The organism is Lacrimispora amygdalina (genome assembly GCF_003432035.1).
GTDB classification, from domain to species: Bacteria; Bacillota; Clostridia; order Lachnospirales; family Lachnospiraceae; genus Lacrimispora; species Lacrimispora amygdalina.
Genome location: NZ_QOHO01000002.1, coordinates 43,445 through 70,027 on the forward strand (window position 1 = coordinate 43,445; position 26,583 = coordinate 70,027).

The window sequence follows — 26,583 nt, forward strand, 5'->3', positions numbered from 1 at the left end:
AGGAAACCACTGCCGGGGATCCCAATATCATGGTCAATTTTTGTATCATCAGCACAAAACTAATGTTCTTTTGTTAAAAAAGAATAAAAAGTTTCCATAAAAAAACGGTCATTTGCAGCTTCAATAGGATTGATATTAAAGTAATCTTTTATCTTGCCGTAACGGTACAAAAGTGTATTTTTATGAACAAAGAGCTCTTTCGAGGCTGTAACCAGATTATAATTGGCTTTTATCAGAGCACCGGCAATTTCAATAAATGACCGCTTCAGATCTTCATTCATTTTCTTCTCATAAGTCTGAAACATCCACTGAAGCTCATTGAAAGGAACGACGGAACGAACATAATTTCCCGTGTAATCATAGAAAAATGATGCTGTACTGCTCACTGCCTTTTCCTCAAGCCATGCACAATGCCTGTAAGCATAGTAATACTGAGTAAAATTCTCCTGAAAAGAACCAATGAAAAATCTGCAGTGCTTCTCCTGCTGACGCAGCCACTTTAATACAGTACTGAGATAATCTCCGATCAAATACTTATAATCAGAAAATAACTTATTGCTGTCTGTTTTCATGGTTTTAAATATCAGTACATGACTTTCATTAAGAACTGCGCTGATATCCTCTCTTCCATGACGCGGCCCATGTTTCAGCATGTCCAGAATCAATTCAGCTTTTACATCCTCTGTTTTGCATAAGATCGGGATCCGGATTATGTTTTCAGAATAATTAAGCTGATGCGCCATACTCCGCAATTCTCCCGGATCGGAATGTTCTACATGAATCAGAAGATTGGTAAAATGTTCTTTTTTATCTCTTCTGCGCCGGATTTCCTCCTGCTGCTTTTCATATTTTAACATCGCCTCAATAGCCATTTTTGTAATCAGTGCAACAGGCTTAATTTCAGCTGGCTCTCCGGTAATACCAACTACGCCCTCCCTCCTTCCGTCTATATTAATTACCATGTTAATACCGGGTCTGACACCCGGATAATCTTCTTCTCCAGATGTTACCACCATGTCTTCTGTTCCTGTTACAATATAATAGGCTACCTCATGAAAAGTACCTACCCGGCTTTCATCCCTGCTTGCGATGATGACCCCCTGTTCATTCATAATATTTATATTGTACTGGGTATACTGGGTTACCTGTTCAATAAATTTCTTAGCCAGATCTGTTTCTATCATACCGTACCTCCTGACATTCTCTGCCGCATATAAATAACAGCTTAACATATTTTTCCATCGGCCACAATAACCCGGAAACAATGATATTCTTTACTTTTTTAATTTGTTATGATACAGTAATTCTTGCCGGAAAATTATAAAAAATATTAATTCAGAATCAGAATAGGAGAATATTATGCTGACAGATGATTACGCTACCCGGATCAATAATGGAATGGTGAGTACGCTGTTAAAACTGATTTTTAACATAGAGCTGGGAAAAAATGACGACAGAGCTTTTAAAAGCCGGGATATTGAAGAAAAATTTGAAGAACTGAAAAAGCTCATTGAGGACGGCTCCATCAACGAAGCCGAGAATACGCTTCTGGATGAACTGGATTCAGACGATATGGAATACTTAAAACTGGCTTTGATGTTCTATTACACGTTAAATGATAAAGACGGTGAATTTTTAGAAAACCACGATTTTTCCAAATCTGAAATATCAGATGGACTGCGTTATGTATCAGGAATATACGGATATGAGAGCATGGCGGAAGCAATGCTTGGAGACAGTGATATTTAAATAAACTGCAATCCCCCGTTCTGCAGCACAATCCTGCAAAACGGGGGATTTTATAAATATCATTTATCTGGACATATGTCCATTTAATTTTTCCACCAGTTCCTCAACAGGAACTCCGTGTACCATACAGGCTTCTTCCAGACTTTCCATGGTTGAGGAAGGGCAGCCGAGGCAATGCATTCCCATTTCAAAAAAGTATGGTGCTGTGGTACGGTCTGCTTCTAAGATTTCTCCGATTAATGTTTCCTTTGTCACTGTCAGGTTCATTTAAATTACCTCTCTTCTGATATTGTTTTTCATTGGCTCAATGGTTTCAAAGAACCTCCCTGCTCCTTCTTTCGGCAGGAGTATCTGCTCCATACGGGGCAGCGCAATTCCTATGGTTTCTCTTATAACATCTTCAATGGTCTCCACCGCGATGATGGTAAGTCCCTGTTTTGTCTCTTCCGGCACCTCCTTTAAATCAATCACATTGTCCTGAGGAATCAAAACCTTCTTAATTCCTGCTCTCTGGGCCCCCAGTAGCTTCTCTTTCAGTCCGCCTATGGGTAATACGGCTCCTCTTAACGTAATCTCTCCAGTCATGGCGAGTCTTGAATCCACTTTATAGCCTGTTACTAAGGATGCCAGAGCCGTAAAGAGAGCGATTCCGGCGGAAGGACCATCCTTTGGTACCGCACCTGACGGAACGTGAATATGAAGATCTCTTTCTTTGAAATTAAAGGTATTAAGAGGCAGTCTGGATTTTAACAGGCTTAAGGAAATTCTGGCGGATTCCTTCATCACATCTCCCAGCTTTCCGGTTAATATGATATTGCCGCTTCCCGGCATATCCGCCGCTTCGATAAATAAAATCTCCCCTCCTACCGGTGTCCAGGCCAGTCCGGTTACCACACCGGGCGGGTTGTCCAGCTGTGCCTTCTCATGACGGGATACTTTTCTTCCAAGGAGGTCTTCCAGATCCCCGGCCTTTACAACAACTGGAATATCGGTCTTTTTGGATACGATTCTTTCTGCAGCAGTTCTGGCAAGGGATGACAGCTGCTTTTTCAGGCCTCTGACTCCGGCTTCCATGGTGTAATCGTTAATGACTGCTTTCAGCACTTCCTCCGCTATTATAAGCTCTTTTGAAGTCAGTCCATGCTCTTTTAATACTTCCGGGATCAGATGATCTTTTCCAATATGAAATTTTTCATCTGCTGTGTAGCTTGTGATGCTGATTACTTCCATTCTGTCTAGCAGCGGTCCCGGTATGGTCTCTAAGGAGTTCGCTGTAGCGATGAAAAATACGTCGGATAAGTCGTAGGGCACATCCAGATAATGGTCCGTAAAGGTGTTGTTCTGCTCCGGATCAAGTACTTCCAGGAGTGCACTGGCAGGATCACCGCTGTATCCTCCTGACATCAGCTTATCCACTTCATCCAGTACCATGACCGGATTGGTAGCGCCGGCTTTTTTCATGCTTTGAATGATTCTTCCAGGCATGGCTCCCACATAGGTTCTCCGGTGTCCTCTGATCTCCGACTCGTCTCTCACCCCGCCAAGGCTTAATCTGGTATAAGGTCTGCCCAGTGCCTCGGCAATGCTTTTGCCAAGACTGGTCTTTCCTGTTCCGGGAGGACCCACCAGTAAAAGTATGGAGCCTTTCTTTTCTTTGTTCAGCTCCATAACAGCCAGATGCTGTATGATTCTGTCCTTTACTTTATCAAGACCGTAATGCCTCTCATCAAGAATTTTCCTTGCTCCGTCTAAATCTACGGATTTTGCAGGCTGTTTTTTCCAGGGCAGCTTAACCAGCAAATCCAGATAATTGCGCATCACCTTATAATCCGGCTGGTTTGGTCCCTGTTCCTCCATTTTTTCATATTCTTCCAAGGCTGATTCCTTTATATCCTGTGGCATGCCGGCTTCTTCAATCTTTGTACGGTAATCGTTGTCCTTCTTACCGTCCCCTTCCCTGCCTTCGTTTAATTCTTCCTGAATCGCCTTTAACTGTTCTCTTAAAACTGCTTCCCGATAGCTTTTGTTGGCTCTTTCAGAAAACTTCTCAGTTACCTGCATCTGCAGCTCGATCATTTCCTTCTGCTTTAGTATATGATCCATGAAACGCAGGCTTCGTTCCTTTAAGGACTGGATTTCTAACAGCTGATAGCGTTCCTCCGGAGATATCTGTATAAACTGGGATAAATACATCATGAGTGTATTGATATCATGAAACCCGTTTACGATCCGCTGATACTGCTCACCGCCTGTAAATTTACTGCTGATATCATTGCTGACCTTTTTTATATATCCCAGCATTTCCTTAAGGCTGCCCTCATCCAGATCTTCAAGATCCGGCGCTTCCTCAAATGCTGCGTATAAAACTCCTTTGTCTTCACTGATCTGGTTCACCAGGATTCTGTCACCAAGTTCCACTGACAGGCGAACCCCCTTTTCCGTCTGTTCCACTGAGTTTATGGAAAAGGTAACTCCGATCCGGTGAAAATCATCTCCCTTCTTATCTTCCTGACCCGGATCCTGTTTTAACGGCAGCACAATCTTTACGATTTCTTCCTCTTCCAGGCTCATGATCTGTCTTTCATTTAAATGTTCCAGATGTATTATTGTCGCTACACCAGGCAATAAAACTTTATTAAAAATGGGAACAATTATGCCGAGATTCTTATCATTATAATTTTTCATAGTTTTATCCTTTCTGTGCGTATTTTAAGTGAATGTTCATTTAACAATCAGGATTTTATTTGCGAGATATCTTTTACAGTATCAATAAAAGAATCCCGCTTATAAACATTACATCATAATTGCATTTTGTATCATAATGATCAGCTCTGTGAGCAAATCCTCTTTCTGAGCTTCATCCTTCCGGTTATCAACCGCTATGGCTTTCACCGGCTGGAAAATAATTGCCAGTAAATTATCTTCCCTGTAATTTCTTAAGATATGATTCTGCTTCATCTCAGCCATCATATGGTAAATCTTGCAGATCCCCTGTTTACCGGAGCAGCTGTTGGCTAAAGACGGGCAGTTGGAAAACTGTTCCACAAAACTGAAAATTTCCTTATTCTCCAGAATGTAGTTATAATAGCTTCGGATGAGCAGCTCAATCTGTCTGCGCCCCTCCATCTCCTGCTTCATACTGTCTAATAAGTAGTCATAAATCTCTTCTGAATATTCCAGGTAAATGTCATGCAGCATCTCATCTTTATTCTCATAGTAGATGTATACCGTTGCCGGCGAAACCCCTGCCAATCTGGCTATTTTAGAGACAGAAGTGCCATGAAAGCCCTCCTGCAGGATCAGCTTTATTACTGCTTCCTTGATATTCTTCACCTTTTCGTCGTCTTTTCTTCTCATTCCATCACCTCTATGGTTTTATAATAAACGATCATTCACTTATTGTCAATCATTTTTTTATGATTATAATCAGAGGAATTTTTCTTCCTGTACTGGAGCGGTGTAATCTGATATATTTTCTTAAATGACTCAATCAGACGTCTTTCATCCGAGAATCCATTATTAAGTGCGATCTCCAGAATACTGTGATCTGTACCTATAAGTTCATTCCTTGCTTTCAGGATTCTGTAATTTGTCAGATATTGTTTAAAATTAACCCCTGTATTTCTCTTAAAAAAGCGGGAAAAATACTCTTTTGTAAAATAAAACCGCTTTGCAGTATCGGACTGAGTAATTGGTTCCATATAATGACGTTCTACATGCTGAATGATTCCCTTTAAACGTTCATTATTCTTTTGCTGGTTGATGTTCATAACAAAATCCTTCATTTGGTATCCATCCTGGCACAGATAATAAAAAAGTTCCAGAATCAGGCCCTTTATCAGCAGACTCTCTTCATGATTACATGCGCAATTTGCTTTTTCAGACAGGGTGACCATGATACGTCTCACCTCTATGCGGTTGAGTTTGCCAGATATCACAAAATAATGACAATCCAGATCAGGAAAACATTCCATTACGAAATCCCTGGATATAATAAGGACCACGGCAATCATTCCCCTGCTTTGACAGGCAGTATGATCCGGAATAATGCTGTGAATGCTTTCAGAATTTACAACCACCAGATCTCCAGGGGCAGCATGAATGCAGTTCCCATCTACATAATGGTCGCTATGCCCCTGAAAAATATAAGCCATTTCCAGCTCCGTATGCCAGTGGTTTAATAAGTTTTCTTCGCAAATTAACGGCCCTTCCAGATTTATAATCTGGAAGGGATTGTTTATTTCGTATTCAAACATCTGATGCTTTGCGATTGGTTCACTCATTTTTACTCATTATCCTTTTTTATAAATTCATTAAAAAAGAAACATTCTTCATCATTGCAAATACGGGCATCCACTGATTTTATATCACAGTGAAAAACATGACCAAGGCGGTTTTTATCATTGCCAAAAAGGCGGAAGATAAACGGAACATTACATTCTGTCAGTTTTTCAGCCATAATGGGCGCCTGATCTTTTAAAAAATCTCCCACTGATGTCATAAGAAATACGGGGGGATAATCTGCGGTCACATATTTTTCCACGCTTATCATCTCAAGTTCCGCAGGAGTACCTCCCATGGGAAGATATTCCCCGATCAGGGACTGCGTCTTATCCTCACTCTCTTTGCCATATTCCATATGAAATGCACCGCAGTTTAACGCGACCGCCTCCGGCTTAAAACCGTCTGGTGTCTGAAACGGATATTGACCAGCATAGTCAGGATTGGTGCAGATCGCCGTATATAATCCGAGGATATGGGCTCCCGCAGAATCTCCTACAGCAAAAATATGCTCTTTGTTAAAACCATAGGTCTCAGCATTCTCTATAACCCATGAAAACACCTGATTCGTATCTTCTATGGAAGCCGGGAATTTGTTTTCCGGCGCCAGCCGGTAAGTAAAATTCACCACTGCAAAGCCGCGCCCTGCCAGATCCATGCAATAAAACTGATAGATATCCTTATCTCCATAGACCCAGCCTCCTCCGTGTACACTTACAATGACAGGAAGCTTCTTTCCATCTGACTCTTTTGGCCGGTACACATCAAGAATCTGCCATTTTGCGTCAGTTCCATACACAATATCATCGTATCTCTGAATGGAATCCGGCGTTGTCAGACCCGCATCACGTTTTTGGTCTCCTTCCCGGAACATCTTGCGTATTAAATCACTTGTTTCTGACATTTCATTCACCAGCTTTTCTATTATTTTCACGCTTATTCTCAAGATCCGTTTGTATCTGGACAATATAACGGTCTATATTCATCATAACACAAAGAATCAGACAAATACCCGAAATAATCGCACCATTATAGCCAAATCCAAAGCGGATCATATTCACTGCTGAAGCTGATTGGACAGCTGAAGTCCCATCATAACCTCCAATTGCGATAATCCATGTACAGACAGCAGCTCCAACTCCAATGCCAACCTTCATGCCAAATGAAGTGCAGCTGTTGACAAGTCCTTCAGAACGTACTCCAGTCTTCCATTCCCCATAATCAACTACATCTGCTGTCATCGCGAAAAGACCAGACATAATAGGTCCCATGCCAAAGCCTTTTACTGCCACACCGATTAAAACAACCGTCACATTGGAAGCTGCTGCTCCTATTATTAAATAGCCTGTGATCATCAGGACTGCACCTGATATCATCAGTTTCCATTTTCCATAAAGCTTAACTAATTTTGGCATAATGAGATTTACAATCATCGCCGGAATCGTAGCTGCCATGCTGATCAGTGTAATCATCCCTATATTTCCAAGAACAATGTTGCAAAAATAAAATGTAGTTGATCCGGTACTTACAATTGCAATATATAAAAAAAGGAAGAGCAAAGTCTGAATATAAAAATATCTGTTTTTCAACAAAGCGGGAAGAGCTATATGAAGCGGTACTCTCTCCACTTTCACCAGCCCGGTTTCTGCGTCTTCATCTAGATGCTCTTTTACACCCCAGAAGCAGATGAGCAGTAAAACCATTATTATAATACCATAAACGAAAGCTAACGCAAACCATCCGACAGTAGCAAGTAACCCTGCCGTTACCGCATTAATTATGAGAGTGGTAATCTGCGTCATCACAAAGCGGATGGAAGCTGCAGAAGCACGATCATTGACATTCAGTGTCATACGGGACAGCAGTGCATTATACGGAAGATTATTTGCTGTATACACAATACAGCTTTGAAATATGTATGTGAGATAGATATATACCAGTTTTCCTCCGCTGCTTAAATCACCAGGTACATGAAACAGCAAAATAAGGGCCAAAGCCATAAAGGGCGCGGTCCAGAGCAGCCAGGGTCTGGCCTTTCCCCATCTGGTGCTGGTTCTGTCCACTATCACTCCCATGAAAATATCTGTTATTCCATCAAATATACGTGTCAACAGCATCATGGTTCCGATAGCAGCAGCCGCAATACCAACCGTATCTGTGTAATATGCAGTTAAAAAGGTGGAGCACATCGCAACAGCAACATTGGCACCGCAGTCACCCAGACCGTAAGAAACCTTCTCTTTCATGGATAACTGCTTTAATACCTTCTTTTCCATAAGCACCTCCCATATCCTCATGATTTTTCCGTTTTTTTATCCGGTATGATCTGAGTATAGCAGGTGTATTTAAGATATTCTTTCTGTTTTTTGACTCATTTTATCCAGTTTTTACCTTTTAACTGCCTGACTCTTCTGTGACATTATTACTGAAAACAGAATCTAAAAACGCTATGATTTACAAAAAACAGGAGGAACCTGCCATGATTTGGAGCGAAATAATTTGCACCGCAATAGGCGGCTTTGCCGGATATCTCTACTATAAAAAAATAGGGTGCCCAAGCGGAGCATGCCCCATCACTTCCAACCGCTACCTGTCGATTCTATATGGAGCAGCACTGGGATATATGATTGGGGCATCTTTCTAATTAACTGCTCTGTCCTCATCCGCACAATATTCAAAAAAGTCAAAGTCTGCATAGTGACTGTGCTTTACTCTGTCTGCACAGGTAATGCCAACCATAGTACCGGTAAATTCCCCGTACCTGCAGTATTCATCAGAAAATCTGGTGGTGTCAAAGACCCGTCCGATTTTCTGGTAATTCACTCCGTCAAAACACCAGGAGAACCAGGACTGCCGGCCTTCAATTGTAAGCCTCAGATAAACAGGATCATCCCTTACCGGTATCCTGGTATTTAAAAATTCGGTCTTCTCCCCGTTCTCCAGATGGATAATGGAAAGCGCACTCTGTCCCAGAGTTTCGCTGTAATATTTTCTCAAATTAATATAATTCATGTTGTCATAATATAAAATCAGTCCGGCACTGTGCTGGTGAACCTCCGGAATAAATTCCATCTTTGTGGTCACTGTCACATAGACAGAGGTCAGCTTTCTTGCCAGGATGCTCACCTGATTTAAGGAAGTCCGTGATTCCTGACCACGAATCCGTACATAGCCGGGACGGGTTGTTAAATCAGCAAAGCGCTGGGGCATGATTCTGGGCGCGTAATACTGCAGACCCAGCTCTTCTTCATTAAAATCATCAAAATCAGGGACTTGCTTCACCGGTACTTCAGGCAAATCACTTGCTTCAACCAGAACTTCTGCTAAATTCCCCCCGCTGGCCATACGCAGCCAATGATCGTCTGTCCATATCATTTTCTGAATGGCCGTTTCTCTTCCAAGGGTACAGCGCAGCTCCGGCACAAAGGGGCGTGCACATAAATGTACCAGATAGGTTTCCCCGTTCTGGGTATCCACCATACTGCCATGACCGGATTTCTGAAGAATGGAATCCGGATTATAATATCTGGGTTTTAAATGGTCCGGATCGTGACGCTCATTCGAATCCCCCGGAACTGAGGTTACGATGGGATTCTTTGGATCTGCCGCATATGGTCCCCAGATTTCTTTGGATCTTCCCATAGTTACGCAGTGATTATAGCCGGTTCCGCCTTCTGCGCACATGATATAATAATAATCCCCACGTCTGTATAAATGGGGCGCTTCAATACAGCCCCTGTCGGTTCCGCCGTTCCAGATGCGTTTGGGATAACCGATAATCTCCTTTTTTTCCGGATCGTATTCCACCATACAGATTGCACCGGGCTTTTCATAGCCTTCTCTGGTCTCCCATTCCAGAGATACGATATATTTTTTCCCGTTATCATGGATGATGGAGGCATCAAATCCGGAAGAATGAAGATATACCGGCTCACTCCAGGGTCCTTTGATATCCCTGGCAGTAATCAGATAATTGTTTACATCAAAATACCGGGCGTTCATGGAATTCATGACTCCGTAGATCACATAAAACATATCTTCCTCTTCGCAGTATGTGAGGCATGGGGCCCAGATTCCTTTTGCAGAAGGAAGCTTCTTTAAGTCAACTTTTTCATCATCTGTCAGGACATGGGTGTACAATTCCCAGTTTTTTAAATCCTTCGAATGGTATATGGGAATTCCGGGAAACCATTCAAAGGTTGATACTGCCAGATAATAATCATCACCTTTTCTGCAAATGCATGGATCGGGATTAAAACCAGGCAGAATGGGGTTCTTTATCATTTTATCGTGTTCGCTCATCATTCTTCCTCCAATATGACAGTATCCCAGTCTTTTAAGGGAATCCTGTCTCCCTTCTTATAGTTCATTCCGTCCAACAGGTTATTTACCCGGTCATACGGGCAGACAAAGGCCGTTTCCTCTTCTGAATAATGAAGTACATAATGAAGCTTTTTATTATCCTGATTGACCCCGCTGCGGATGATCACCGGGAAGCAGACATCTGGTATACAATCGGTAAGACCTGCGTCCTTTGCAGCCATTGTTAAAATCTCTTTCACGATCTTCTTGTCTGTATAACAGCCAATATAATAGGTGCTGCCTTTTTCATAATCCGACCGGGTAATTCCCGCATAGTTTCCCCAGTATTTATGCTCATAAGTCGCAAGCGCTCCGGCGCCGTCTGTTATAAGCAGTTCGGCAAAATACTGAACCGGCTGTCCTTTGATTTTCGCTGTTCCCGGATCCGTGAACTGATTGTAGTGAACTTTGAAGCATTCATGAAGCAGATGAGGCTGTGTATCCGGATAAACACTTAAATATTCATTGGAAACAAAGGATTTAAAGGTACTTACCAAAACTCCTCCATTTGAAACAAATGCTTTTAACTGCTTTAATTTATCTTCCGTAATGCTGTACAGAGCAGGAGTCACAATCATCTGGTATTTAAACGGATCCAGACCATTAATATCCACTACATCACATTCCATATTTAACTCATAGAGACTGTCATACATCCATCTCACTACGTCATTATAGCTTAAATCCCGGTCTATGGGGAACCACTCCAGTGCATGAAGGGACTGATTGTCAACTACCAGCGCAATCTTATTGTCTTTTCTCAGATTCAGAAGATTTTTACCCGTCTTTTGCCACTGGTCTCCGATCTGACAGGCTTCTTCATATGCCGGATTCACTGACAGATCATGGCTTAGAAGTCCTTTCCAGTAGGTTTCGTATCCATTGTGAATGGAATGCCAGTTCCAATACATGATTCCGTCTGCTCCGCTTGCCAGATGGCTGTAAGCATGGAGCTTTAACTGTCCGGGATAAGGTGTCCAGTATTTAAATGCCTGGGCCTGACATTCCAGTACCAGATAGTTTCTTTCTTTTAAAGAGCGTATGGAATCTCCGCAAAAAGCGATCTCCGCTCCGGTAAGCTGATCCTGCGTGTGATGATAAATATCGGTACCTGCTATCGTCACTGCTTTTGCAGCTTCGTAGTGGTCGATATCCGGCTGAACGCCATAGGAATATCCATCCTGGGCAATATCTGCACCGAATTTTTTCCACTGGAAATCAAAATTGTGGGTAATGAACTGATCTTCTCTTTTATATTCCCTTACTATTTCTGACTGCCATAAGAGAAATTCAGCTGCAATGCTTCTCTGAAAACGTTCAAACTCACAGGAGAGACCTGCATTGATACAGCCATTCATATCCGGAAAATCGCTCCAGTCATGAATGGAATTACTCCAGTAGGCAAGGCCGAAGGTTTCATTTAACCGGTCAGTTGTTACAAATTTCTGCTGCAGATATTCCACAAACAGCTTTTGCACCAGCTCTGAAGAGGTACCGTAATGCTTTGTTTCGTTGTCAATCTGAAAGCCGGTGACGCATGGATGCCCCGCGGTATGTTCTAACAGTCTGCGGATCACCCGTTCTCCGTAAAAGCGGTAGGCAGGATTCATAAGATCCATGATCTGCCTTCGTCCATAGACAGCCTGCCCGGCTTTCGTCTTTACCATTATATTCTTATCTTTTTTTTCCAGCCAGCTGGGAATGGCGTATGTGGGCGTACCGATTATTACCTCCATCCCCCTCTTCCCAGCCTCTTCAAGGACCTGGTCAATGAAGCTGAAATCATAAAATCCGTCGGAAGGCTCCAGAGTACTCCATGTGGATTCCGCAATCCGGACCACGTTCATCCCTGCCTCACACATCATGGACAAGTCTGTTTCCACCCTGTCATAAGGCATATATTCGGGATAATACGCAGTACCAAACAAAAGATTTTTTCTTTGATATCCAGTGTTATCTTTCATTAGTTCTCCAATCTGTGTTTTCCTGTTGACAAATCTGAAAGTATCTTATCATATTTTTTATCCAGATCAAATAATAAAAGACAGGCAACTCCAATTCCCATGGTAAGAGCCGGAATCCAGATAAATGCCCAATCAATTGCCGCCAAAGATGAGGCACTCTGCACTGCCTTGTCTGCATGAAAACCGCCTGCTGCCAGTATCCAGCCAAGTGCTGCTGTTCCGATCCCGGAACCAACTTTCATACAGAAGGAAGATGCCGCATTTCCCATGCCTGCAGTGCCATATCCGTTATACCACTCCCCGTATGTAATGGCATCCTGTAAAAGCCCGAACATACACGCTCCGGATAAACCAAAACCGATTCCTTTGATCACTGACATGGCACTGATAAAGGTAAGGTTATAGGACACTCCGGTAAGAGCAAATCCAAGTGCAGCAACCGTAAGACCTGTAAGCATCAGCTGTTTCTTTGTAAACTTCTTCATTAGAAATGGCGTAATGAATAAGGTTATGATCTGAGAAATGGACAGGAAATTGGAAACTGGAGTGAAATAGTTGGCATCTCCCAATCGGTACTGTGCAAAGTAGACCGCAGATCCGAAGAAACAGGACATCATAAAATACAGGGAAAAGATTGCAATTACAAGCAGAATCCAGTATTTATTCACCAATAATCCTCTTATGCCCTTAGCAAAGGATACTTTAAGTTCTTTATTTCCTTCTGATTTTTCATCCACCACACGTTCTTTGCATACTGCAAATGTAAAAAGATTGATAATAATAAATACGATCATCAGAATGATCATGGTGATAGTCCAGCCTCTCTGGCTGTACTTGTCGCCTCCGCCAAAGTATCCGGTCATTTTTAAGACTACTGTATTAATGGTCATCGTACCCGCAGTTGCCAGAAGATTTCGGAAATTTCCCAGTAGTCCTCTCTCATACTGATTGGTTGTCATCAGGCCGTGCATAGTCGCATACGGGATATTGATTCCTGTATAAAAAATGGTAGAAACCAGATTGTAAGTCAGGAACATGTATACCAGCTGAGCCTTTCCCTCCATACTTTGAGGCACTGTAAACATCAGCACTGTGCAGACTGCAAGAGGCACGCACAGTCTGGCAAGCCACGGACGGGCCTTTCCCCACTTGCTGCTGGTATGGTCTACAATGTATCCCATAACCAGATCTGAAATCCCATCAAAAAACTTGGATACAGCAATAATTCCTGCTGCCGCAGCCGGACTTGCCCCTACTACATTGGTATAGTAAACCAGCAAAAATGCGCTGATTGCAGAATATACCAGATTTCCTGCGTAATCGCCCATACCGTATCCAAAACGCTCGACGAAAGAAAGCCTTCCATTCCCATTTGTCTGTTTCATATCTTCTCCTCTTTTCTGAATTATATTTTACTTTTCTACAGGAAACCAGCCAAAATCCACACATCTTCCCAGATCCCAGCTGTCCCAGCCGCTCCATCCGCTGGTATTGACCGTATCCGTTAATAGCTTATAGCTCCAGTAAAAATGGCCGGAGCCCTTATTCCAGGCTTCCAGCTGAGCCTTTGCCACGGCCTGATATATTTCTTTTTTCTCTTCTGCAGATTTCAGTTCCTTAACAGAACCGTCTAAACCGTTTAGTACCGTTTGTCCCCCTTTTGTATCCCGGCCGCATGCCAGGGAATTAAAGAGACACCATTCGCCGCACACCACAGGGACATATGCCTGTGCTTCCTCTATCTCTTTTGCAAAATGGGTCTGAATGTAATCTAAGTAATCCTTTCGATTCTGACCGCACCCCATCATTTCTGCCATCATCAGATACTGGTGAGTGTCCAGAACAATGTTTTGAAACTTTTCTTTTTCGAAGAATTCTTTCCAGCCTGATAAGTCAAATGCATCGTGGAAAACCACATACTTTTCTTCCGGCATACAGGCTCTGATTCTTTTGTATGCCTCCCGGTAAAACTGTCTGATAAACGGAAGGGGAATTCCGCAGCTGCCGCTGCCCATTGCCTCATCTTTCGGAGGATACCTCTTCTGCACGTTCATAAACTCCCAGATTGCTTCCGTAGCCGGCTCATTAAGAACCTCAATTCCCCACAGCCCTCTTCTTGTTCCGTATCGTTTGGCCAGACGTTCCAAAACAGTCAGTACGAACTCCACCTCCTGTGGATACTGCGCCCATTTGCATACACCGCTGATTCCTCCGTTATCGAATCCGTTCTGGCCTTCCGGCGCAGTATGTAAATCAATAAGAATCTGAAGACCATATTTTTCAGCCCAGTTAAAAGCCTTGTCAAGTTCATTGATACAACCCAGAAACGGCTCTCTGTCACCAAAGATAAAATACGGAACCGGAATACGGACAGTATCCATGCCCCAGGATTTAACGGTTACGAAATCCCGTTCGGAAATATACTCACTGCGATGTATTTTAATTCTGGCTTCATAGACTTCTTTTGTTAAACTGCGGGGGAGCCAGTATTCATCCTCTGCATCCGTTCCTTCAAACAATCCGGGGCTCATCCATTTTTCCAGCACCAGCCAGTTTCCCAGGTTTACGCCATTTACTTTCATCATAAATCTCCTTTTTTATCATTTTTCAGTTGAATTCATTTTAAATTAAGTTATACTGTTCTTATATCAATATATACAGTTTTTTATCACGTTTCTTAGATGGGGGGATTTGTATGATTACGAATTATTTCATGAAACATATTTCCTACGATCTTCATACTTTTGTAAAATCCTATACCATGGATAAAAAATTGGTGGAGTCTTTTTGCGCACGCAAAGACTTTTTTGATCTTCCTTTTTCCAGTGAAGAAGTCAGGAACGCCGTACTTGAGATTCCTGGGGGTTCGGTTCCATCCCTTACTACTGTTAATGGAAATATCATATACGCAGCAGTTCCTGTTGAAGACATTATTTACGTGATTGGTCCTGTGGGGTTTCATTCACAGGTAAAGATCAATCATGTGATTGATGGCATTGATGTTGACTACAATTGGATGGAGGGCCTCAGTATCTGCGATTTTGATGATTTTCTTCGTGATATCCTCCTCATCTATAACCTGTTTCATGAAGAAATGCTCACGGCCGGTGATATCATTAAGCAAAACTGCGTGGATTCCTTAGCTCAGGAACAGATACAGAAGAATTTCTCAGAACTTATCTTTGAAAACCATGAAAGCGGAAAAAAACACAACCCTTATGACCAGGAGGTAAGGGAATTCTCCAGCATTGAAAACGGGGATATCAGACAGCTGGAGCAAAGCTGGGCGGAGGATTATACCGGGCAGCTGGGCATATTGGCAAAAGACCGGCTGCGAAGCTTTAAAAATGTATGTATCGTCGTTATTACACTGGCAAGCCGGGCTGCCATACGGGGAGGCGTCAACCCGGAAATTTCATTCTCCCTCAGCGATATATTTATTATGAAAATAGAAGAATCCAATGATATCGCCACCCTCACCTATATCAAAAACAGCGCAGAATATGAGTATGCCAGACTGGTACAGGGAGTAAAGGCACAGCTAAAAGGGAGCCAAAGCAGAGAAAAAAATTCCCGCATTGAGGAATGCAAGGATTATATCTTTTCCCATCTTCACGAGAAAATCAATATAGGGGATATGGCCCGGGAACTTCAGATAAATCCCAATTATCTTTCTGATTTGTTTAAAAAATGGGAAGGGATTTCTATTACAGACTACATCAGAAATGAAAAAATAAAGCTGGCTGAAAATCTTTTAATTTATTCCAAATATCATTATATCGAAATATCGGCCTACCTGGGTTTTTCTTCTCAAAGTCACTTGGGAAAGCAGTTTAAGGAAGTTACAGGCATGACGTTAAAGCAGTACAGGGACTGTTATGGTGTAAAGGAGTTTATCCATACCGGAAAAAAGAGACGTTAAAAAGCAGAAGCCTGACCTTGAAATAAGTCAGACTTCTGCCGCTTCTATTAAAACTCCCCTGTTTTAATGCTCTCTTTTTAGTTCACCTATGTAGCTTTTCAGCGTTTCAAATCCTCCCTGTTTATAACGGCGGATAAATTCAGTTCCTATTATGGCGCCATCTGCGCCATTTTTCATTACCGTTTTCACATCATCGGCTGATTTGATACCAAAACCTACAAATGCAGGAATGGAAGTTAAGGTTTTCACTTTTTTTATAACTTCTACATACTGTTCGGGAAGCTTATCAAAGGAACCTGTTTTTCCTTCTCCAGATACCACATAGGCAAACAGATGATTGTGTTCTAATGCCTGTTTAAGTTCATCATTACTTTTTGACTGATTCAGTACTTTGATTGGATCATGGAGCATATCCGAGGGATAATCACCATTGACACAGATAAAACCGTCATATAATTCATTGGGAATGTGAGTAAGACCGAAACGTTCCACACCTTCCTGATACGTCATTATAACAATTTTAAAATGAAAACGGCTGCGAATTTCCTTTAACGAAGCTATAATATCTTCCCCAGTCAGATTCAGCTTCAGTATTTCCCTGTTTGATTCCCGGATGATCTCCCCATCCATATAAGGATCGGAAACAGGAATACCCACCTCAACATACCCCGCCCCTTCTTTATCCAACAGCTGTAGTATTTCAAAAAAACGTTCTCTGTCCGGATAATGAAGAGGGATATAAAAAACCAGATGTTTCATTACATTCCTCCGAACAGCTTCAGAATCCAGCCTAAAATCGGTCCGTAGAAGGAATAATCTGTTTCACTTAAAATTCTCATAATCGGGGCATAAGTTCCGATCATTGGCAATAAAAGGGCTTGTCCGAAAATCAGAATCAGACCATTTACAAAAGATCCTATAATAGCACCTCTGCGCCCGCCATGGGCATTGCCGAAGATTGCGGTAACTGCACCGGTAAAGAAGGTTGGAATCAGTGCCGGGAATACTACCACCGGATAATTCAAAAGACCAAGAACCATCATTCCCAAAAGTCCTGCGATCAGACTGGTAAGAAAGCCAAGTATCACTGAATTGGGGTAATTGGGGAATAACAGCGGTATATCCAGTCCGGGAACCGAATTAGGTATGATCTTATTGGCAATTCCATGGAATGCAGCAATAATTTCCGAAAGCATCATTCTGACACCGGTAATGATAACCGTAATCCACATACCAAAGGACAAACCTTTTAAGAAGCTGAAAACCAGGATATCCTGTCCGCCGGTGACGTTTTTCAGTGCCCAGGCCGGTTCTGGTACTTACTCCAAACTGAGTGGCAAACTCCCGGACTGTTAATTCCCGTTTGTTCTGACAGGCAAGTTCAAATATTTTTGGAAGCCGGTTTTCCATGTTTTCCTCCTTTATGTGCTCAGTATAGCATTTCGGATGTTTTGCCCGCAAAACCAATTTGCTTCACAGGCTTTGCATACTTTGGTATGCGGCCGCAGGACAAAATACTGTGTTATTTTATAAGAAAAGAGACACGTCTCAGTGTCTCCGGAAATGATTCATCCAATCTATTCTATTTAAATTTACTGCGATATGTTTCTAGTAATGATTTTGCATCCTTATATTCACCGTTGCTTAATGCATGTTTCATGCACCATATTGCTTTATCCCACAATAAATCAGATGCAAAAGATAGCCCATATTGATAGTAAGCTTCTGAAATCGCAGCATTAAGATCTTCTGTAATGGCTTTCCCATCTACCTTATTGTATGCATCAAGTGCCTTCCCCCAATCTTTATCAAGCATGTAACTATTAGCAATCTGAAAAAAGCATTCATGGATCTTATTGTACGAGTCTTCATACTTTTTACTGATGAATAAATGATCAACTGCTTCTTCCCATTTTTTATCATTCATTAATTTACTGCCGATATTATAATGGCATTTGATGATATAACTGTTTGTATCTTCATAAGATTCTACTTTGCCAAACTGTTGAAGTGCTGATTCATATTCACCTGATTCCAATAATTTTATCCCATATTGATATATGGATCTGGTGATCATTTCCTGACTGTTTTTATACCCATTCATATTTGAAAATATTTCTATGGCTTCCCCATAATCTTTATTATCATATAACCTAATTGCCTTATTATAAGAGATTAAAGGGCTTAAAACATTTTTATATCCGGCATTCGCAGCAATTATAGCAATAAAAACACTTATTGCTATTATAACTTTTTTAATCATTCTTTTTGTATTCTTATTCTTTTCAGCAATTAATTCCTCTTCCTGCTTTTTAATTTTTAATTCCTCTTCTGCCCTTTTTTGAATATATTCTTCCTCTTTTTTTCTTTGCAATAATTCTGCTTCTTGATAACGCCTGACTTGTTTTAATAAATAATCTTTATTTAAATGTTTTTCCAGCCAGGTTTTTTCAATCCCGCAATAGCTACATGTCAAAACTTCATTGCTGTTTGCCTGTCCGCATGTACAGCGCCAATAATTCTCACCATTTTCAAACCAATAACAGGGTATCGCTTTTTTTCCTATAAATTCTCTTTTAATTTGTTCATATAAGTCATCATTATGATCAATAACTTCCTGCTCTGCTAATATAATTCCTGCTTCTTTGTCAGAATTGTTCCAAACCGTACCATCTGTAAAAATAACTTTACTGATAATAATTTCAACACTTGCTACCTGTAATGACTCTAATGGAACTGGCTGTCTGTCTCCAAAATCAGTTTGTGGCCGTGCTTCAAGCACGAGATATGTAACATCTGTTATTGCTTTTATAAACTCGTTTGTATCATCAAAACAATTCACATCAAGATAAACCGATTTGATTATTTTTTCGCTCAGATTGAACATCTTTATTTGTAATAATGTAGTATTTTTCTCTGTATCGAATAGCAGCTGGCTTTTTTCAATTTTAATTGGAGCATCTTTTAACCATTCTTTATGCTCCACTAATTTTATAATTTTATATCTTCCTTTTTCCATTTTGCCCCCCTGCCCTGATTATAAAGAAGGCAGATCATCATAATTATCAGATCCTTTATGCACGTCTTTATTATCCGATTTTTCCATTCTGCTTTGTAACAATTGAATCATTTCATCATTCTGTGCTTTCAGTTTTTTATCAGGAAGCGCAATGATGTATAAACACCCCATTACGCCAAAAAACAGGCATAAAGCAATCGCGTGTGCTTCGTCACCATATCCTTTTGCCAACGCTGCTTTATTCATAAATACAGCAAAAATCCCCCGATAAACCAATAAAATTAAAATGCCCAACACAATATAGCTTCCCATTTTAGAAACCTCCCAATGCTTTTTATTTTATAATAGAATAACATTAAAAAATTTCTAATTCAATCAATTGTTTGAACTTTAAATTTTTCTTTTTGTATTTTTAGGGAACCAGCCCTTTTCCACCCGTTTCTTCTGCTCAGAGATTTCTTTTATACTCCATAAAAGTGAACAGCCAAGCACTGCAGACAGTGACCGTTCTGTTGGGGAAGGTGACACAAGAGAGATTGCCAGACACAAAAGTCCAAATATCAGAAACAGCGGCCATATTTTAGCAGTAAAATAATACTCTGCCTTAATCACAACCGGATGCAGCATCCCAATAATGAGAAACGTCCCTATGCCAATTATAAAACCGTCATAATACATCCTTTTAATACCTCTTGATTTTACATTTATAACATTGTATTAATAGATTTTAAAGTTTATACTGAATTATCAGATCTCCAGTTCGTATTCAAGTTCCAGCAAATCATCCCTCCATGCCCGGTTCTCGTTCTCTGCAAACTGACATTCATTTTGCAGAAAGGCCCTCCTTCCACTTATTTCCAAAGGCACAGTAACTGTCCTCCGCCATATAGTCGCCTTCGTGATAATACCCCGCTCTTGCCCTGCAGCCGCCGCATTCTTCTTTATAGGCGCACACACCACAGGTTCCTTTGTACTGTCTGCTCCGCAGCTTTTCAAACACACTGCTGCCGAACCAAATTTTATCAAAGGGCTCTGTCCGGATGTTCCCTGCTATTTCCGTCATATAAGCACAAGGTCTGACCAATCCCTCCGGAGTAATCACACAATAAGACAAGCCGGCAAGGCAGCCCTTTTTAAAACGGCTCTTAACCTCCAGCTCCTTTGCCACACGGACAAATTGGGGCGCACAGGTTGGCTTTATATCAATGGGTACTTTTTTCTGTTTCTCCATAATGGTTTTTAATAATGCTTCATATTCCATGACCTGCAATGATGTGTCTTCCAGAAATTTTCCTCTTCCCACCGGAATGAGAAAAAATATGTAGTTTGCCACAGCTCCCACATTTACACTAAAATCAATGATATCGCTTACTTCAGCCTGATTCCAGTCCAGAACTGTGGTATGGATCTGAAACGGCAGTCCCACTTTTTTGCAGTTTTCAATTCCTTCCATGGTTAAGCGGAATGCATCAGAGCAGCCTCTGAAATCATTATGCTTTTCTTCATTTAAACTATCCACGCTGATTCCCATGGCTGCAGCACCGCTGTCTTTTAACTTTCTCGCCGTTTCTTCCGTCAAAAGTGTTCCATTGGTTCCAAAGACCGGCCTTAGCCCGGCTTTTGCGGCATGGGATACCAAATGATAAATATCCGGCCGCATCAGTGGCTCTCCCCCACTGAAAATCATGATTTTAAACCCTGCCTTTGCGATTTCACCGATCATCTTTTCCGCTTCTGCTGTTGTCAGTTCTTTTGTTTTTCTGCTTCCGGCATCCTGGTAACAATGCCTGCATTTTAAATTACACTCATTGGTTGTCAGCCACGATACAATCATGGATGTACTCCTTTCGTTTTACGTGCCTTTTGCAGTTTCAAAAAAGTACATCCTATCTATATGCAGAAAAGCTGCGGCATAGAAGCTTATGAAGATTGGTAAAATCCACAGATCTCTGAAGAAAGCTGTCTCATCTTTTCCCTCATTTCCTCCGGCTCCAGACATACACATCTGGTTCCCATTCCAAGCAGATAGCCACAGGCCAGCTCATCAACAGGCATATACAGTTCGGCTATGTAGTGATCAGGACCGTCCGGAGTCAGACAGTCTTCCCCGAAACGCGTTATAACTAAATCCCTTACTCCTTCCTGTATCCTTAGCTTTACCCTTGTTAGAGAATTATCTCTGGTCTGTATCTCATCCAACCGTTCCATTGGAAAATCGCGGATTTCAAATCGCTGATCCGATATTGAAAGACCGCTCATCCTTAACAGTTTAAAAGTACGAAAATCCATGCGTGACAGGCAATATCCCTGAAGATACCATGCCTCTCCCTTCCATAAAAGACGATAGGGTTCTACTTCTCTGCTGCTTTTTTTATTTTTGATATCCCGGTATTGAAATGTGAGAAGTCTTTGCTGATCTAACGCTTCCTGTATCAGTTCTACTGTGTGAAACAGATTCCCGGCATTGAACCAGGGTAATGCATCTATTTTCATCTGATTTGCACGATATTCCCACTCCTTATGATGTTCTTTTGGAATCATCCCCTTTACTTTTGCCAACGCTGCCATGGTCTGTTCCCCAGGCAGATTATTTTTAATGCTGGATAATCCCATTAGAAGTGCGGTTATATCGTTTGCAGAGAAAATTCGTTTTTCTACTTTAAATTCTTTCATGATTTCAACGCCGCCGCCCGGTCCTGAGGTGGCAAAGATCGGAATTCCTGCCTGATTAATTACTTCCAAATCCCTGTATATTGTTCGCATGGAGACCTCAAACATCTCTGCCAGAGATTTTGCGGTTACTTTCTCCCTCTCTAAAAGAATCATGATAATTGCAATAAGCCTGTCTATTTTCATCTCATCACTTCCATTTTTTTAAATTAGCTTAAATCATTGACATACAGATGTCAACAATGGAATGATATACTTAAAAAAAAAGGAGAGATCAAACATGGATAAAATAATTGAAAAAGCACTGGAAGGTTTCGAAAAAGAAATTGGACAAGATAAACTTATGGTTCTTGCAACGAGAAATAAGGAAGGCGTTTCTGCCCGAACCGTTAATATTTATACTTACGAGGGATGTTTTTACTTTGTGACAGAAGCTGACTCCAACAAATATGAGCAGATAAGCAAAAACAATTCTGTTGCCTTAAGCATTGATGCCATTCAGATCAGAGGTATTGGAACCTTGCTTTCCCATCCCTTAAGTGATTCGAATGAACAGATAATAGGATATGTCCAGTCCGGTCTGCCTCATCATTTTGACCGTTATAAAGGTGATCCTGCTATGAGGCTGATCAAAATCACCCCTTCTTATGCCAGTTTTCTATCAATGGAGACAGGGAACGGTTATGTGATCGATTATAAAAATCAAACAGCAATGCCCATTGAGCACAAAATGTAATTGTATTTGTCTGCCACTTGAAGTCTGGAATAGAAAAAGAACAGGAGAACAATATGAAAAAGAATGTATTATTTGTAATTTTAGAAAGATTTGCAGATTGGGAAGCTGCCTATTTATCTTCCGCAATCCGGACATTTGATGCGGATCAATATGATGTAAAGACTGTATCCTTAGAAAAGAAGGCAGTGGAATCCATTGGCGGATTCCGGGTTGTTCCTGATTATGATATACATGATATGCCAATGGATTATGAGGCTCTCATTCTCATCGGCGGTACCTCATGGAGGGGTGAATCAGCACAGCAGATCCAGCCGCTGGCTGAAAGGTGTTTTCATGATGGAAGAATTTTAGCTGGCATCTGTGATGCTTCTGCATTCCTGGGTACAATTGGGCTGTTAAATGACGTCCGACATACCAGCAATGACTGCGATAATTTAAAGCAGTGGGCCAAAAATGCTTATACAGGAGAAAAAAACTATATTGTGGAGCCGGCGGTAAGAGATAAAAAAATCATTACTGCAAATGGAGCTTCGCCTCTGGAATTTGCAAGAGAGGTTCTTATTGCATTAAATATTGCCCCAGAAAATGAGATTCTTAACTGGTATAAATTTCATAAGTACGGCATTTATGAGGGAAATCAAGACTAAGTAAAGCCCAGGGTATTTCCCCGGACCTCACCTGTCTGGGGAAAAATACCCCGAAATATAATTAGACCTTAAGCCTCTGAGTGGTTCCCTGTTCCATATAACAAATGGAAAAATCCAAATCCGCAAAATTACAGATCAACTCCGCCCACTTATTATTTGCGGTCCTTCTCATAATTAAGATCCCCTCTGAAGGGACAGCAACCTCCAGATCTCCATCAAAAGCACCGAACGTATTTCGAAATTGCATCAGTGATCTTAATTTTTTCACAACATCTTTCTGAGCGCAGGCTCTGATTTCTTCCACCGTATAATTATGGCGGTTAATCGATCTGTGATCTTCTGACTGTTCCAGTGCCGCATAATCATTTTCACCTGCCAGCATTCCAACGTAATACACCTGTGGAATTCCCGGCGCAAAGAACTGTACCGCACGGGCAAGTAAATATGCTTTTTCATTTTCATGAAGCGCTGAAAAGTAGGTTGTGTAAAGCTGATATGCCTTTTTAAACCGTTTCTTCTCGGGGTTCAGCGGCTTAAACTGATAGCTTAAGCGGTCTTCAATCCGTTCAATTAATGCGGCTGCTTCCTCTTCGTCAACCCAGTCATAGGCATCATAAACACCAATTCCGTCATGAGTATCCAAAACCGTGAATTGTGTACGGGGAGCCACCTTCAGCCAGCCTGCCAGTTTTTTTGTGTCCCCGGTATAAATGGCATGAAGCATCAGGAACGGCAGTACAAAATCATAGCTCCAGACGTGATGGTCCTCTAACTTCTTTGCTGTCTCCCATGTATCATGAATTTCAGGCAGAAGCCATGCCCTGTCACCAGCCATCCCGGTTATCTCATCAATCACGTTCCAGATATCCGGTTCAACCATGAAACAGCTTGTATCCCGTTTTTTCACCACATAGCCCAGTGCATCAAGGCGGATAATGCTGATGCCATTTAAGGCCAGGTGGTTGAAATTCTCTCTTAAGTACTGCTTTGCTGTCTCTGTCCGAAGATCCAGATCAATCTGCTCATTGGTAAAGGTGCACCAAAGCTTCACGGTCTTTCCATCTGCCCGGACAAAACTCTGATACGGCTCTCCATCTTTTCGACGGTAGAGCAGGTTTATGTCCTGTTCATCCGGTCTTCCCTCTCCCCAGAACTGCTCATAATCAAGGAACATGTCGGCAAAAGGGGAAGCTTCGCCTTTCTCAAGATAATCCAGAAATTCTTTACTCCTTTTGGAAACATGATTTACCATCACATCACACATCAGATAATACGTTTCTGACAGTTTTTTAATATCATCCCAGTTACCAAAAGCAGGTTCTACAGATTCATAAGTAATGGGGGAAAATCCCCGGTCTCCGCTGGAAGGAAAAAAGGGCAGAATATGTATCCCTCCAACGGCATCTTCAAAATATTCTTTCAGTACATTTCTTAATGTAACCAGATTTCCTCCAATGCTGTCCGGATATGTTATCAGCATTATTTTGTTCGATATATTCAAGTCGGCTTACCTCCGTTATTTAATAGCCCCATCCATAACCCCTGTCACAATCTGCTTTTGAAGGAAAAGATAAATCACAACAACAGGCAAAACACTTAAAATTAAAGCGGCCATAGCCAGACCCAGTTCCGCGGTATATTCACCAAAGAAGTAGAATGTGGAAAGGGGAATCGTCCTGTTCTTATCCTTGATGAGAACTAAAGAAGGAAGAAGAAAATCATTCCAGATCCATAATATATTAACAATCAGTATTGTGGTTGTAATTGGCTTTAAATTCGGAAATACGATTTTCCAGAAGCAGTAAAAGTGTGAGCAGCCATCGATCAGGGCAGCTTCCTCCATCTCTCTTGATATTCCTTTCATAAAGCCGTGATACATAAACGTAGTCATAGGCATACCAAAGCCCATGTAGAAAAATATCAGCGCTGTCCGGCTGTTCATCAGTCCCAGTTTTCCAAAAATACTGACAAATGGAATCATTAATGACTGGAACGGAATGATCATGGCGCAGATTAATACTGTAAAGATAATTTTGTTGGCTTTAAAGTCCCAGCGAACCAGCATATAAGAAAGCATTGCACCAAATACAATCAGCAGAATCTGAGAAAATGCCGTGATATAAGCAGTGTTTATCAGCACAGTTCCAAATTTCATCGTCACCCAGGCTTTTGTAAAATTGGCCAGTGACAGGGCATGGGGAAGCGCCATGGGGTTCTTAATTATTTCAATTCTTGGTTTTAGTGCATTAATTAAGACAAGAAAGAAAGGTAAAAGCATAAAAACCAGAAACAAAACAGCGAACAACTGTTTTATCAGGGAGTTGATTCTTCTTTGTGTCATCATATGGCATCAACCTCCTTCTTCTTTAGAACTGCCACCTGCGCAACTGCAATAGCAGCGACCAGTACAAACAGCAAAAATGCCTTTGCCTGACCAGGACCCATGTTCTGGTTTAAGAAAGCTTCATTGTAAACATGCATGGAGATCAGCTCTGTTGTATTGTAAGGTCCGCCCTTGGTCAGGGATAAGTTCACATCATAAACCATAAATGCCTTTCTCAGGGTGAGAAACAGCGTGATGGTAAACGCCGGCACCATCATGGGTATTTTTATTTTCTGAAGCATCTGAAGGGGGCTGGCTCCATCCATCCGTGCCGCTTCAATCAGACTTTTATCAATTCCAACAAAGCCAGCGATATAAATTAACATCATATAACCAGCATTCTGCCAGACACCCACGATGATCAGCGCCCATAACGCTGCATGGGGATCTGTCAGCCAGCTGATTTCAAAAATTGGTATTCCGGTCTTTGTACCGAAATAAACAAATACTCTGGAGAAGATAAACTGCCAGATATACCCTAAAATCACGCCGCCGATCAGATTAGGCGTAAAATACCCCGCTCTGTAAAAATTCTGTCCCTTCATACCGCTGGTTACCAGCAAACCGAATAAAAAAGCAGATGTATTTGTTAAGATCATAACAAAGAAAACATAATAAAACGTTTTACCCAGGGAACCCCAGAATGCGGGGTCCCTGACTGCTGAAATATAATTTCCGATTCCTATAAACTCAATTTTGCCGTCTAAGGAACCATTCCAATTCGTAAGCGATAAAAACAGACCGGAAAAGAAAGGGATGAGTACTACGATACTAAAAACCAACAAAGGGATTAACCCAAATGTAACAAAAACCTGAAAACTTTTCAATTTTGATTTTTCTTTATACATAA

Annotated in this window: 27 protein-coding genes; 5 read left to right on the top strand and 22 right to left on the bottom strand. The window is 41.4% G+C overall.

The genetic code is table 11. The features are described 5' to 3' along the window. Nucleotides 1-59 precede the first annotated feature (59 nt). Entirely contained in the window at nucleotides 60-1,184 is a 1,125-nt protein-coding gene (locus DS742_RS00270) for a CdaR family transcriptional regulator (protein WP_117415035.1), read from the bottom strand. A gap of 175 nt (nucleotides 1,185-1,359) precedes the next feature. On the opposite strand from DS742_RS00270, the gene DS742_RS00275 reads away from it, so the two are divergent. Beyond that, on the top strand, nucleotides 1,360-1,749 hold the full coding sequence (locus DS742_RS00275) for a DUF6483 family protein (RefSeq protein WP_117415036.1): 390 nt from the start codon (nucleotides 1,360-1,362) through the stop codon (nucleotides 1,747-1,749). A 63-nt stretch (nucleotides 1,750-1,812) separates the two neighbouring features. Here the strand turns inward: DS742_RS00275 and DS742_RS00280 are convergent, their stop codons facing one another. From DS742_RS00280 to DS742_RS00305, 6 genes are all read right to left on the bottom strand, one after another. Next, nucleotides 1,813-2,016 (bottom strand): DUF1858 domain-containing protein, encoded by a 204-nt coding sequence (locus tag DS742_RS00280; protein ID WP_117415037.1) that lies wholly within the window; start codon nucleotides 2,014-2,016, stop codon nucleotides 1,813-1,815. After that, nucleotides 2,017-4,434, bottom strand: coding sequence for an endopeptidase La (lon, locus tag DS742_RS00285; RefSeq protein WP_117415038.1), 2,418 nt, complete (start codon nucleotides 4,432-4,434; stop codon nucleotides 2,017-2,019). It abuts the gene before it with no gap. Between the two features lie 108 nt (nucleotides 4,435-4,542). Continuing rightward, the gene (locus tag DS742_RS00290; protein WP_117415039.1) at nucleotides 4,543-5,106 is read right to left on the bottom strand and encodes a TetR/AcrR family transcriptional regulator; all 564 of its coding nucleotides are present in this window, start codon (nucleotides 5,104-5,106) and stop codon (nucleotides 4,543-4,545) included. A gap of 35 nt (nucleotides 5,107-5,141) precedes the next feature. Continuing rightward, nucleotides 5,142-6,032 carry a helix-turn-helix transcriptional regulator gene (locus DS742_RS00295; protein WP_117415040.1) on the bottom strand — a complete coding sequence of 297 codons (891 nt, stop codon included), beginning with the start codon at nucleotides 6,030-6,032 and terminating at the stop codon, nucleotides 5,142-5,144. A gap of 2 nt (nucleotides 6,033-6,034) precedes the next feature. Continuing rightward, nucleotides 6,035-6,964 (bottom strand): alpha/beta hydrolase, encoded by a 930-nt coding sequence (locus tag DS742_RS00300; protein ID WP_341457578.1) that lies wholly within the window; start codon nucleotides 6,962-6,964, stop codon nucleotides 6,035-6,037. Then, a complete protein-coding gene (locus tag DS742_RS00305; RefSeq protein ID WP_117415041.1) occupies nucleotides 6,936-8,306 on the bottom strand; it encodes an MFS transporter in 1,371 nt (456 codons plus the stop codon). Before DS742_RS00305 ends, DS742_RS00300 begins: the two co-directional genes overlap by 29 nt. Before the next feature lie 203 nt (nucleotides 8,307-8,509). Between DS742_RS00305 and DS742_RS00310 the strand changes: the two genes are divergently transcribed. Then, on the top strand, nucleotides 8,510-8,674 hold the full coding sequence (locus DS742_RS00310; RefSeq protein WP_242996343.1) for a DUF6132 family protein: 165 nt from the start codon (nucleotides 8,510-8,512) through the stop codon (nucleotides 8,672-8,674). On the opposite strand, the gene DS742_RS00315 is transcribed toward DS742_RS00310, so the two are convergent. From DS742_RS00315 to DS742_RS00330, 4 genes are read right to left on the bottom strand one after another with little or no spacing between them, the layout of a single operon-like run. Next, the gene (locus DS742_RS00315) at nucleotides 8,671-10,335 is read right to left on the bottom strand and encodes a glycoside hydrolase family 43 protein (RefSeq protein ID WP_341457579.1); all 1,665 of its coding nucleotides are present in this window, start codon (nucleotides 10,333-10,335) and stop codon (nucleotides 8,671-8,673) included. The two genes, DS742_RS00310 and DS742_RS00315, sit on opposite strands and share 4 nt — an antisense overlap. Beyond that, a complete protein-coding gene (locus tag DS742_RS00320) occupies nucleotides 10,332-12,356 on the bottom strand; it encodes a beta-galactosidase (RefSeq protein WP_117415042.1) in 2,025 nt (674 codons plus the stop codon). The genes DS742_RS00315 and DS742_RS00320 overlap by 4 nt, the downstream gene beginning before the upstream one ends. Continuing rightward, the gene (locus DS742_RS00325) at nucleotides 12,356-13,741 is read right to left on the bottom strand and encodes an MFS transporter (protein WP_117415043.1); all 1,386 of its coding nucleotides are present in this window, start codon (nucleotides 13,739-13,741) and stop codon (nucleotides 12,356-12,358) included. Before DS742_RS00325 ends, DS742_RS00320 begins: the two co-directional genes overlap by 1 nt. A 27-nt stretch (nucleotides 13,742-13,768) precedes the next feature. Beyond that, nucleotides 13,769-14,938: a glycoside hydrolase family 5 protein gene (locus tag DS742_RS00330; protein WP_117415044.1), complete on the bottom strand. Its 1,170-nt coding sequence runs from the start codon at nucleotides 14,936-14,938 to the stop codon at nucleotides 13,769-13,771. A gap of 113 nt (nucleotides 14,939-15,051) precedes the next feature. On the opposite strand from DS742_RS00330, the gene DS742_RS00335 reads away from it, so the two are divergent. Further along, nucleotides 15,052-16,278: a helix-turn-helix domain-containing protein gene (locus DS742_RS00335; RefSeq protein WP_117415045.1), complete on the top strand. Its 1,227-nt coding sequence runs from the start codon at nucleotides 15,052-15,054 to the stop codon at nucleotides 16,276-16,278. Between the two features lie 63 nt (nucleotides 16,279-16,341). On the opposite strand, the gene DS742_RS00340 is transcribed toward DS742_RS00335, so the two are convergent. The 8 genes from DS742_RS00340 to DS742_RS00370 form a co-directional block, all read right to left on the bottom strand. Continuing rightward, nucleotides 16,342-17,037 carry a tryptophan synthase subunit alpha gene (locus DS742_RS00340; protein WP_117415046.1) on the bottom strand — a complete coding sequence of 232 codons (696 nt, stop codon included), beginning with the start codon at nucleotides 17,035-17,037 and terminating at the stop codon, nucleotides 16,342-16,344. Continuing rightward, a complete protein-coding gene (locus DS742_RS00345) occupies nucleotides 17,037-17,510 on the bottom strand; it encodes a PTS transporter subunit IIC (protein ID WP_242996344.1) in 474 nt (157 codons plus the stop codon). Before DS742_RS00345 ends, DS742_RS00340 begins: the two co-directional genes overlap by 1 nt. Then, nucleotides 17,431-17,688, bottom strand: a complete 258-nt coding sequence (locus DS742_RS29325) for a hypothetical protein (RefSeq protein WP_242996345.1) — start codon at nucleotides 17,686-17,688, stop codon at nucleotides 17,431-17,433. The genes DS742_RS00345 and DS742_RS29325 overlap by 80 nt, the downstream gene beginning before the upstream one ends. 172 nt (nucleotides 17,689-17,860) lie before the next feature. After that, nucleotides 17,861-19,297 carry a tetratricopeptide repeat protein gene (locus tag DS742_RS00350; protein WP_117415047.1) on the bottom strand — a complete coding sequence of 479 codons (1,437 nt, stop codon included), beginning with the start codon at nucleotides 19,295-19,297 and terminating at the stop codon, nucleotides 17,861-17,863. Nucleotides 19,298-19,315: 18 nt separating this feature from the next. After that, a complete protein-coding gene (locus tag DS742_RS00355; RefSeq protein ID WP_117415048.1) occupies nucleotides 19,316-19,609 on the bottom strand; it encodes a hypothetical protein in 294 nt (97 codons plus the stop codon). 78 nt (nucleotides 19,610-19,687) lie between these two features. Further along, on the bottom strand, nucleotides 19,688-19,975 hold the full coding sequence (locus tag DS742_RS00360) for a DUF4491 family protein (RefSeq protein ID WP_117415049.1): 288 nt from the start codon (nucleotides 19,973-19,975) through the stop codon (nucleotides 19,688-19,690). A gap of 145 nt (nucleotides 19,976-20,120) precedes the next feature. After that, the gene (gene nirJ2, locus DS742_RS00365) at nucleotides 20,121-21,131 is read right to left on the bottom strand and encodes a putative heme d1 biosynthesis radical SAM protein NirJ2 (RefSeq protein WP_117415050.1); all 1,011 of its coding nucleotides are present in this window, start codon (nucleotides 21,129-21,131) and stop codon (nucleotides 20,121-20,123) included. An 86-nt stretch (nucleotides 21,132-21,217) separates the two neighbouring features. Continuing rightward, nucleotides 21,218-22,153: a helix-turn-helix transcriptional regulator gene (locus DS742_RS00370; protein ID WP_117415051.1), complete on the bottom strand. Its 936-nt coding sequence runs from the start codon at nucleotides 22,151-22,153 to the stop codon at nucleotides 21,218-21,220. Nucleotides 22,154-22,247: 94 nt separating this feature from the next. Between DS742_RS00370 and DS742_RS00375 the strand changes: the two genes are divergently transcribed. Together DS742_RS00375 and DS742_RS00380 are read left to right on the top strand one after the other, a co-directional pair. Further along, nucleotides 22,248-22,703, top strand: a complete 456-nt coding sequence (locus tag DS742_RS00375; protein ID WP_170313316.1) for a pyridoxamine 5'-phosphate oxidase family protein — start codon at nucleotides 22,248-22,250, stop codon at nucleotides 22,701-22,703. A gap of 53 nt (nucleotides 22,704-22,756) precedes the next feature. Continuing rightward, complete coding sequence (locus tag DS742_RS00380) at nucleotides 22,757-23,350, top strand: type 1 glutamine amidotransferase family protein (protein WP_117415053.1); 594 nt, start codon at nucleotides 22,757-22,759, stop codon at nucleotides 23,348-23,350. Between the two features lie 61 nt (nucleotides 23,351-23,411). Here DS742_RS00380 and gtfA read toward each other — a convergent pair whose 3' ends face one another. From gtfA to DS742_RS00395, 3 genes are read right to left on the bottom strand one after another with little or no spacing between them, the layout of a single operon-like run. Next, entirely contained in the window at nucleotides 23,412-24,851 is a 1,440-nt protein-coding gene (gene gtfA / locus DS742_RS00385; protein ID WP_147325712.1) for a sucrose phosphorylase, read from the bottom strand. Nucleotides 24,852-24,866: 15 nt separating this feature from the next. Beyond that, nucleotides 24,867-25,694 carry a carbohydrate ABC transporter permease gene (locus DS742_RS00390; RefSeq protein WP_205692722.1) on the bottom strand — a complete coding sequence of 276 codons (828 nt, stop codon included), beginning with the start codon at nucleotides 25,692-25,694 and terminating at the stop codon, nucleotides 24,867-24,869. Beyond that, a complete protein-coding gene (locus DS742_RS00395; protein ID WP_117415108.1) occupies nucleotides 25,691-26,581 on the bottom strand; it encodes a carbohydrate ABC transporter permease in 891 nt (296 codons plus the stop codon). The genes DS742_RS00390 and DS742_RS00395 overlap by 4 nt, the downstream gene beginning before the upstream one ends. Nucleotides 26,582-26,583 lie beyond the last annotated feature (2 nt).

Bases quoted from the DNA above. Each gene is read 5' to 3' on its own strand.
- DS742_RS00270 (WP_117415035.1), bottom strand. From the start codon at position 1,184: ATGATAGAAACAGATCTGGCTAAGAAATTTATTGAACAGGTAACCCAG.
- DS742_RS00275 (WP_117415036.1), top strand. From the start codon at position 1,360: ATGCTGACAGATGATTACGCTACCCGGATCAATAATGGAATGGTGAGT.
- DS742_RS00280 (WP_117415037.1), bottom strand. From the start codon at position 2,016: ATGAACCTGACAGTGACAAAGGAAACATTAATCGGAGAAATCTTAGAA.
- lon (WP_117415038.1), bottom strand. From the start codon at position 4,434: ATGAAAAATTATAATGATAAGAATCTCGGCATAATTGTTCCCATTTTT.
- DS742_RS00290 (WP_117415039.1), bottom strand. From the start codon at position 5,106: ATGAGAAGAAAAGACGACGAAAAGGTGAAGAATATCAAGGAAGCAGTA.
- DS742_RS00295 (WP_117415040.1), bottom strand. From the start codon at position 6,032: ATGAGTGAACCAATCGCAAAGCATCAGATGTTTGAATACGAAATAAAC.
- DS742_RS00305 (WP_117415041.1), bottom strand. From the start codon at position 8,306: ATGGAAAAGAAGGTATTAAAGCAGTTATCCATGAAAGAGAAGGTTTCT.
- DS742_RS00310 (WP_242996343.1), top strand. From the start codon at position 8,510: ATGATTTGGAGCGAAATAATTTGCACCGCAATAGGCGGCTTTGCCGGA.
- DS742_RS00315 (WP_341457579.1), bottom strand. From the start codon at position 10,335: ATGATGAGCGAACACGATAAAATGATAAAGAACCCCATTCTGCCTGGT.
- DS742_RS00320 (WP_117415042.1), bottom strand. From the start codon at position 12,356: ATGAAAGATAACACTGGATATCAAAGAAAAAATCTTTTGTTTGGTACT.
- DS742_RS00325 (WP_117415043.1), bottom strand. From the start codon at position 13,741: ATGAAACAGACAAATGGGAATGGAAGGCTTTCTTTCGTCGAGCGTTTT.
- DS742_RS00330 (WP_117415044.1), bottom strand. From the start codon at position 14,938: ATGAAAGTAAATGGCGTAAACCTGGGAAACTGGCTGGTGCTGGAAAAA.
- DS742_RS00335 (WP_117415045.1), top strand. From the start codon at position 15,052: ATGATTACGAATTATTTCATGAAACATATTTCCTACGATCTTCATACT.
- DS742_RS00340 (WP_117415046.1), bottom strand. From the start codon at position 17,037: ATGAAACATCTGGTTTTTTATATCCCTCTTCATTATCCGGACAGAGAA.
- DS742_RS00345 (WP_242996344.1), bottom strand. From the start codon at position 17,510: ATGTGGATTACGGTTATCATTACCGGTGTCAGAATGATGCTTTCGGAA.
- DS742_RS29325 (WP_242996345.1), bottom strand. From the start codon at position 17,688: ATGGAAAACCGGCTTCCAAAAATATTTGAACTTGCCTGTCAGAACAAA.
- DS742_RS00350 (WP_117415047.1), bottom strand. From the start codon at position 19,297: ATGGAAAAAGGAAGATATAAAATTATAAAATTAGTGGAGCATAAAGAA.
- DS742_RS00355 (WP_117415048.1), bottom strand. From the start codon at position 19,609: ATGGGAAGCTATATTGTGTTGGGCATTTTAATTTTATTGGTTTATCGG.
- DS742_RS00360 (WP_117415049.1), bottom strand. From the start codon at position 19,975: ATGTATTATGACGGTTTTATAATTGGCATAGGGACGTTTCTCATTATT.
- nirJ2 (WP_117415050.1), bottom strand. From the start codon at position 21,131: ATGATTGTATCGTGGCTGACAACCAATGAGTGTAATTTAAAATGCAGG.
- DS742_RS00370 (WP_117415051.1), bottom strand. From the start codon at position 22,153: ATGAAAATAGACAGGCTTATTGCAATTATCATGATTCTTTTAGAGAGG.
- DS742_RS00375 (WP_170313316.1), top strand. From the start codon at position 22,248: ATGGATAAAATAATTGAAAAAGCACTGGAAGGTTTCGAAAAAGAAATT.
- DS742_RS00380 (WP_117415053.1), top strand. From the start codon at position 22,757: ATGAAAAAGAATGTATTATTTGTAATTTTAGAAAGATTTGCAGATTGG.
- DS742_RS00390 (WP_205692722.1), bottom strand. From the start codon at position 25,694: ATGATGACACAAAGAAGAATCAACTCCCTGATAAAACAGTTGTTCGCT.
- DS742_RS00395 (WP_117415108.1), bottom strand. From the start codon at position 26,581: ATGTATAAAGAAAAATCAAAATTGAAAAGTTTTCAGGTTTTTGTTACA.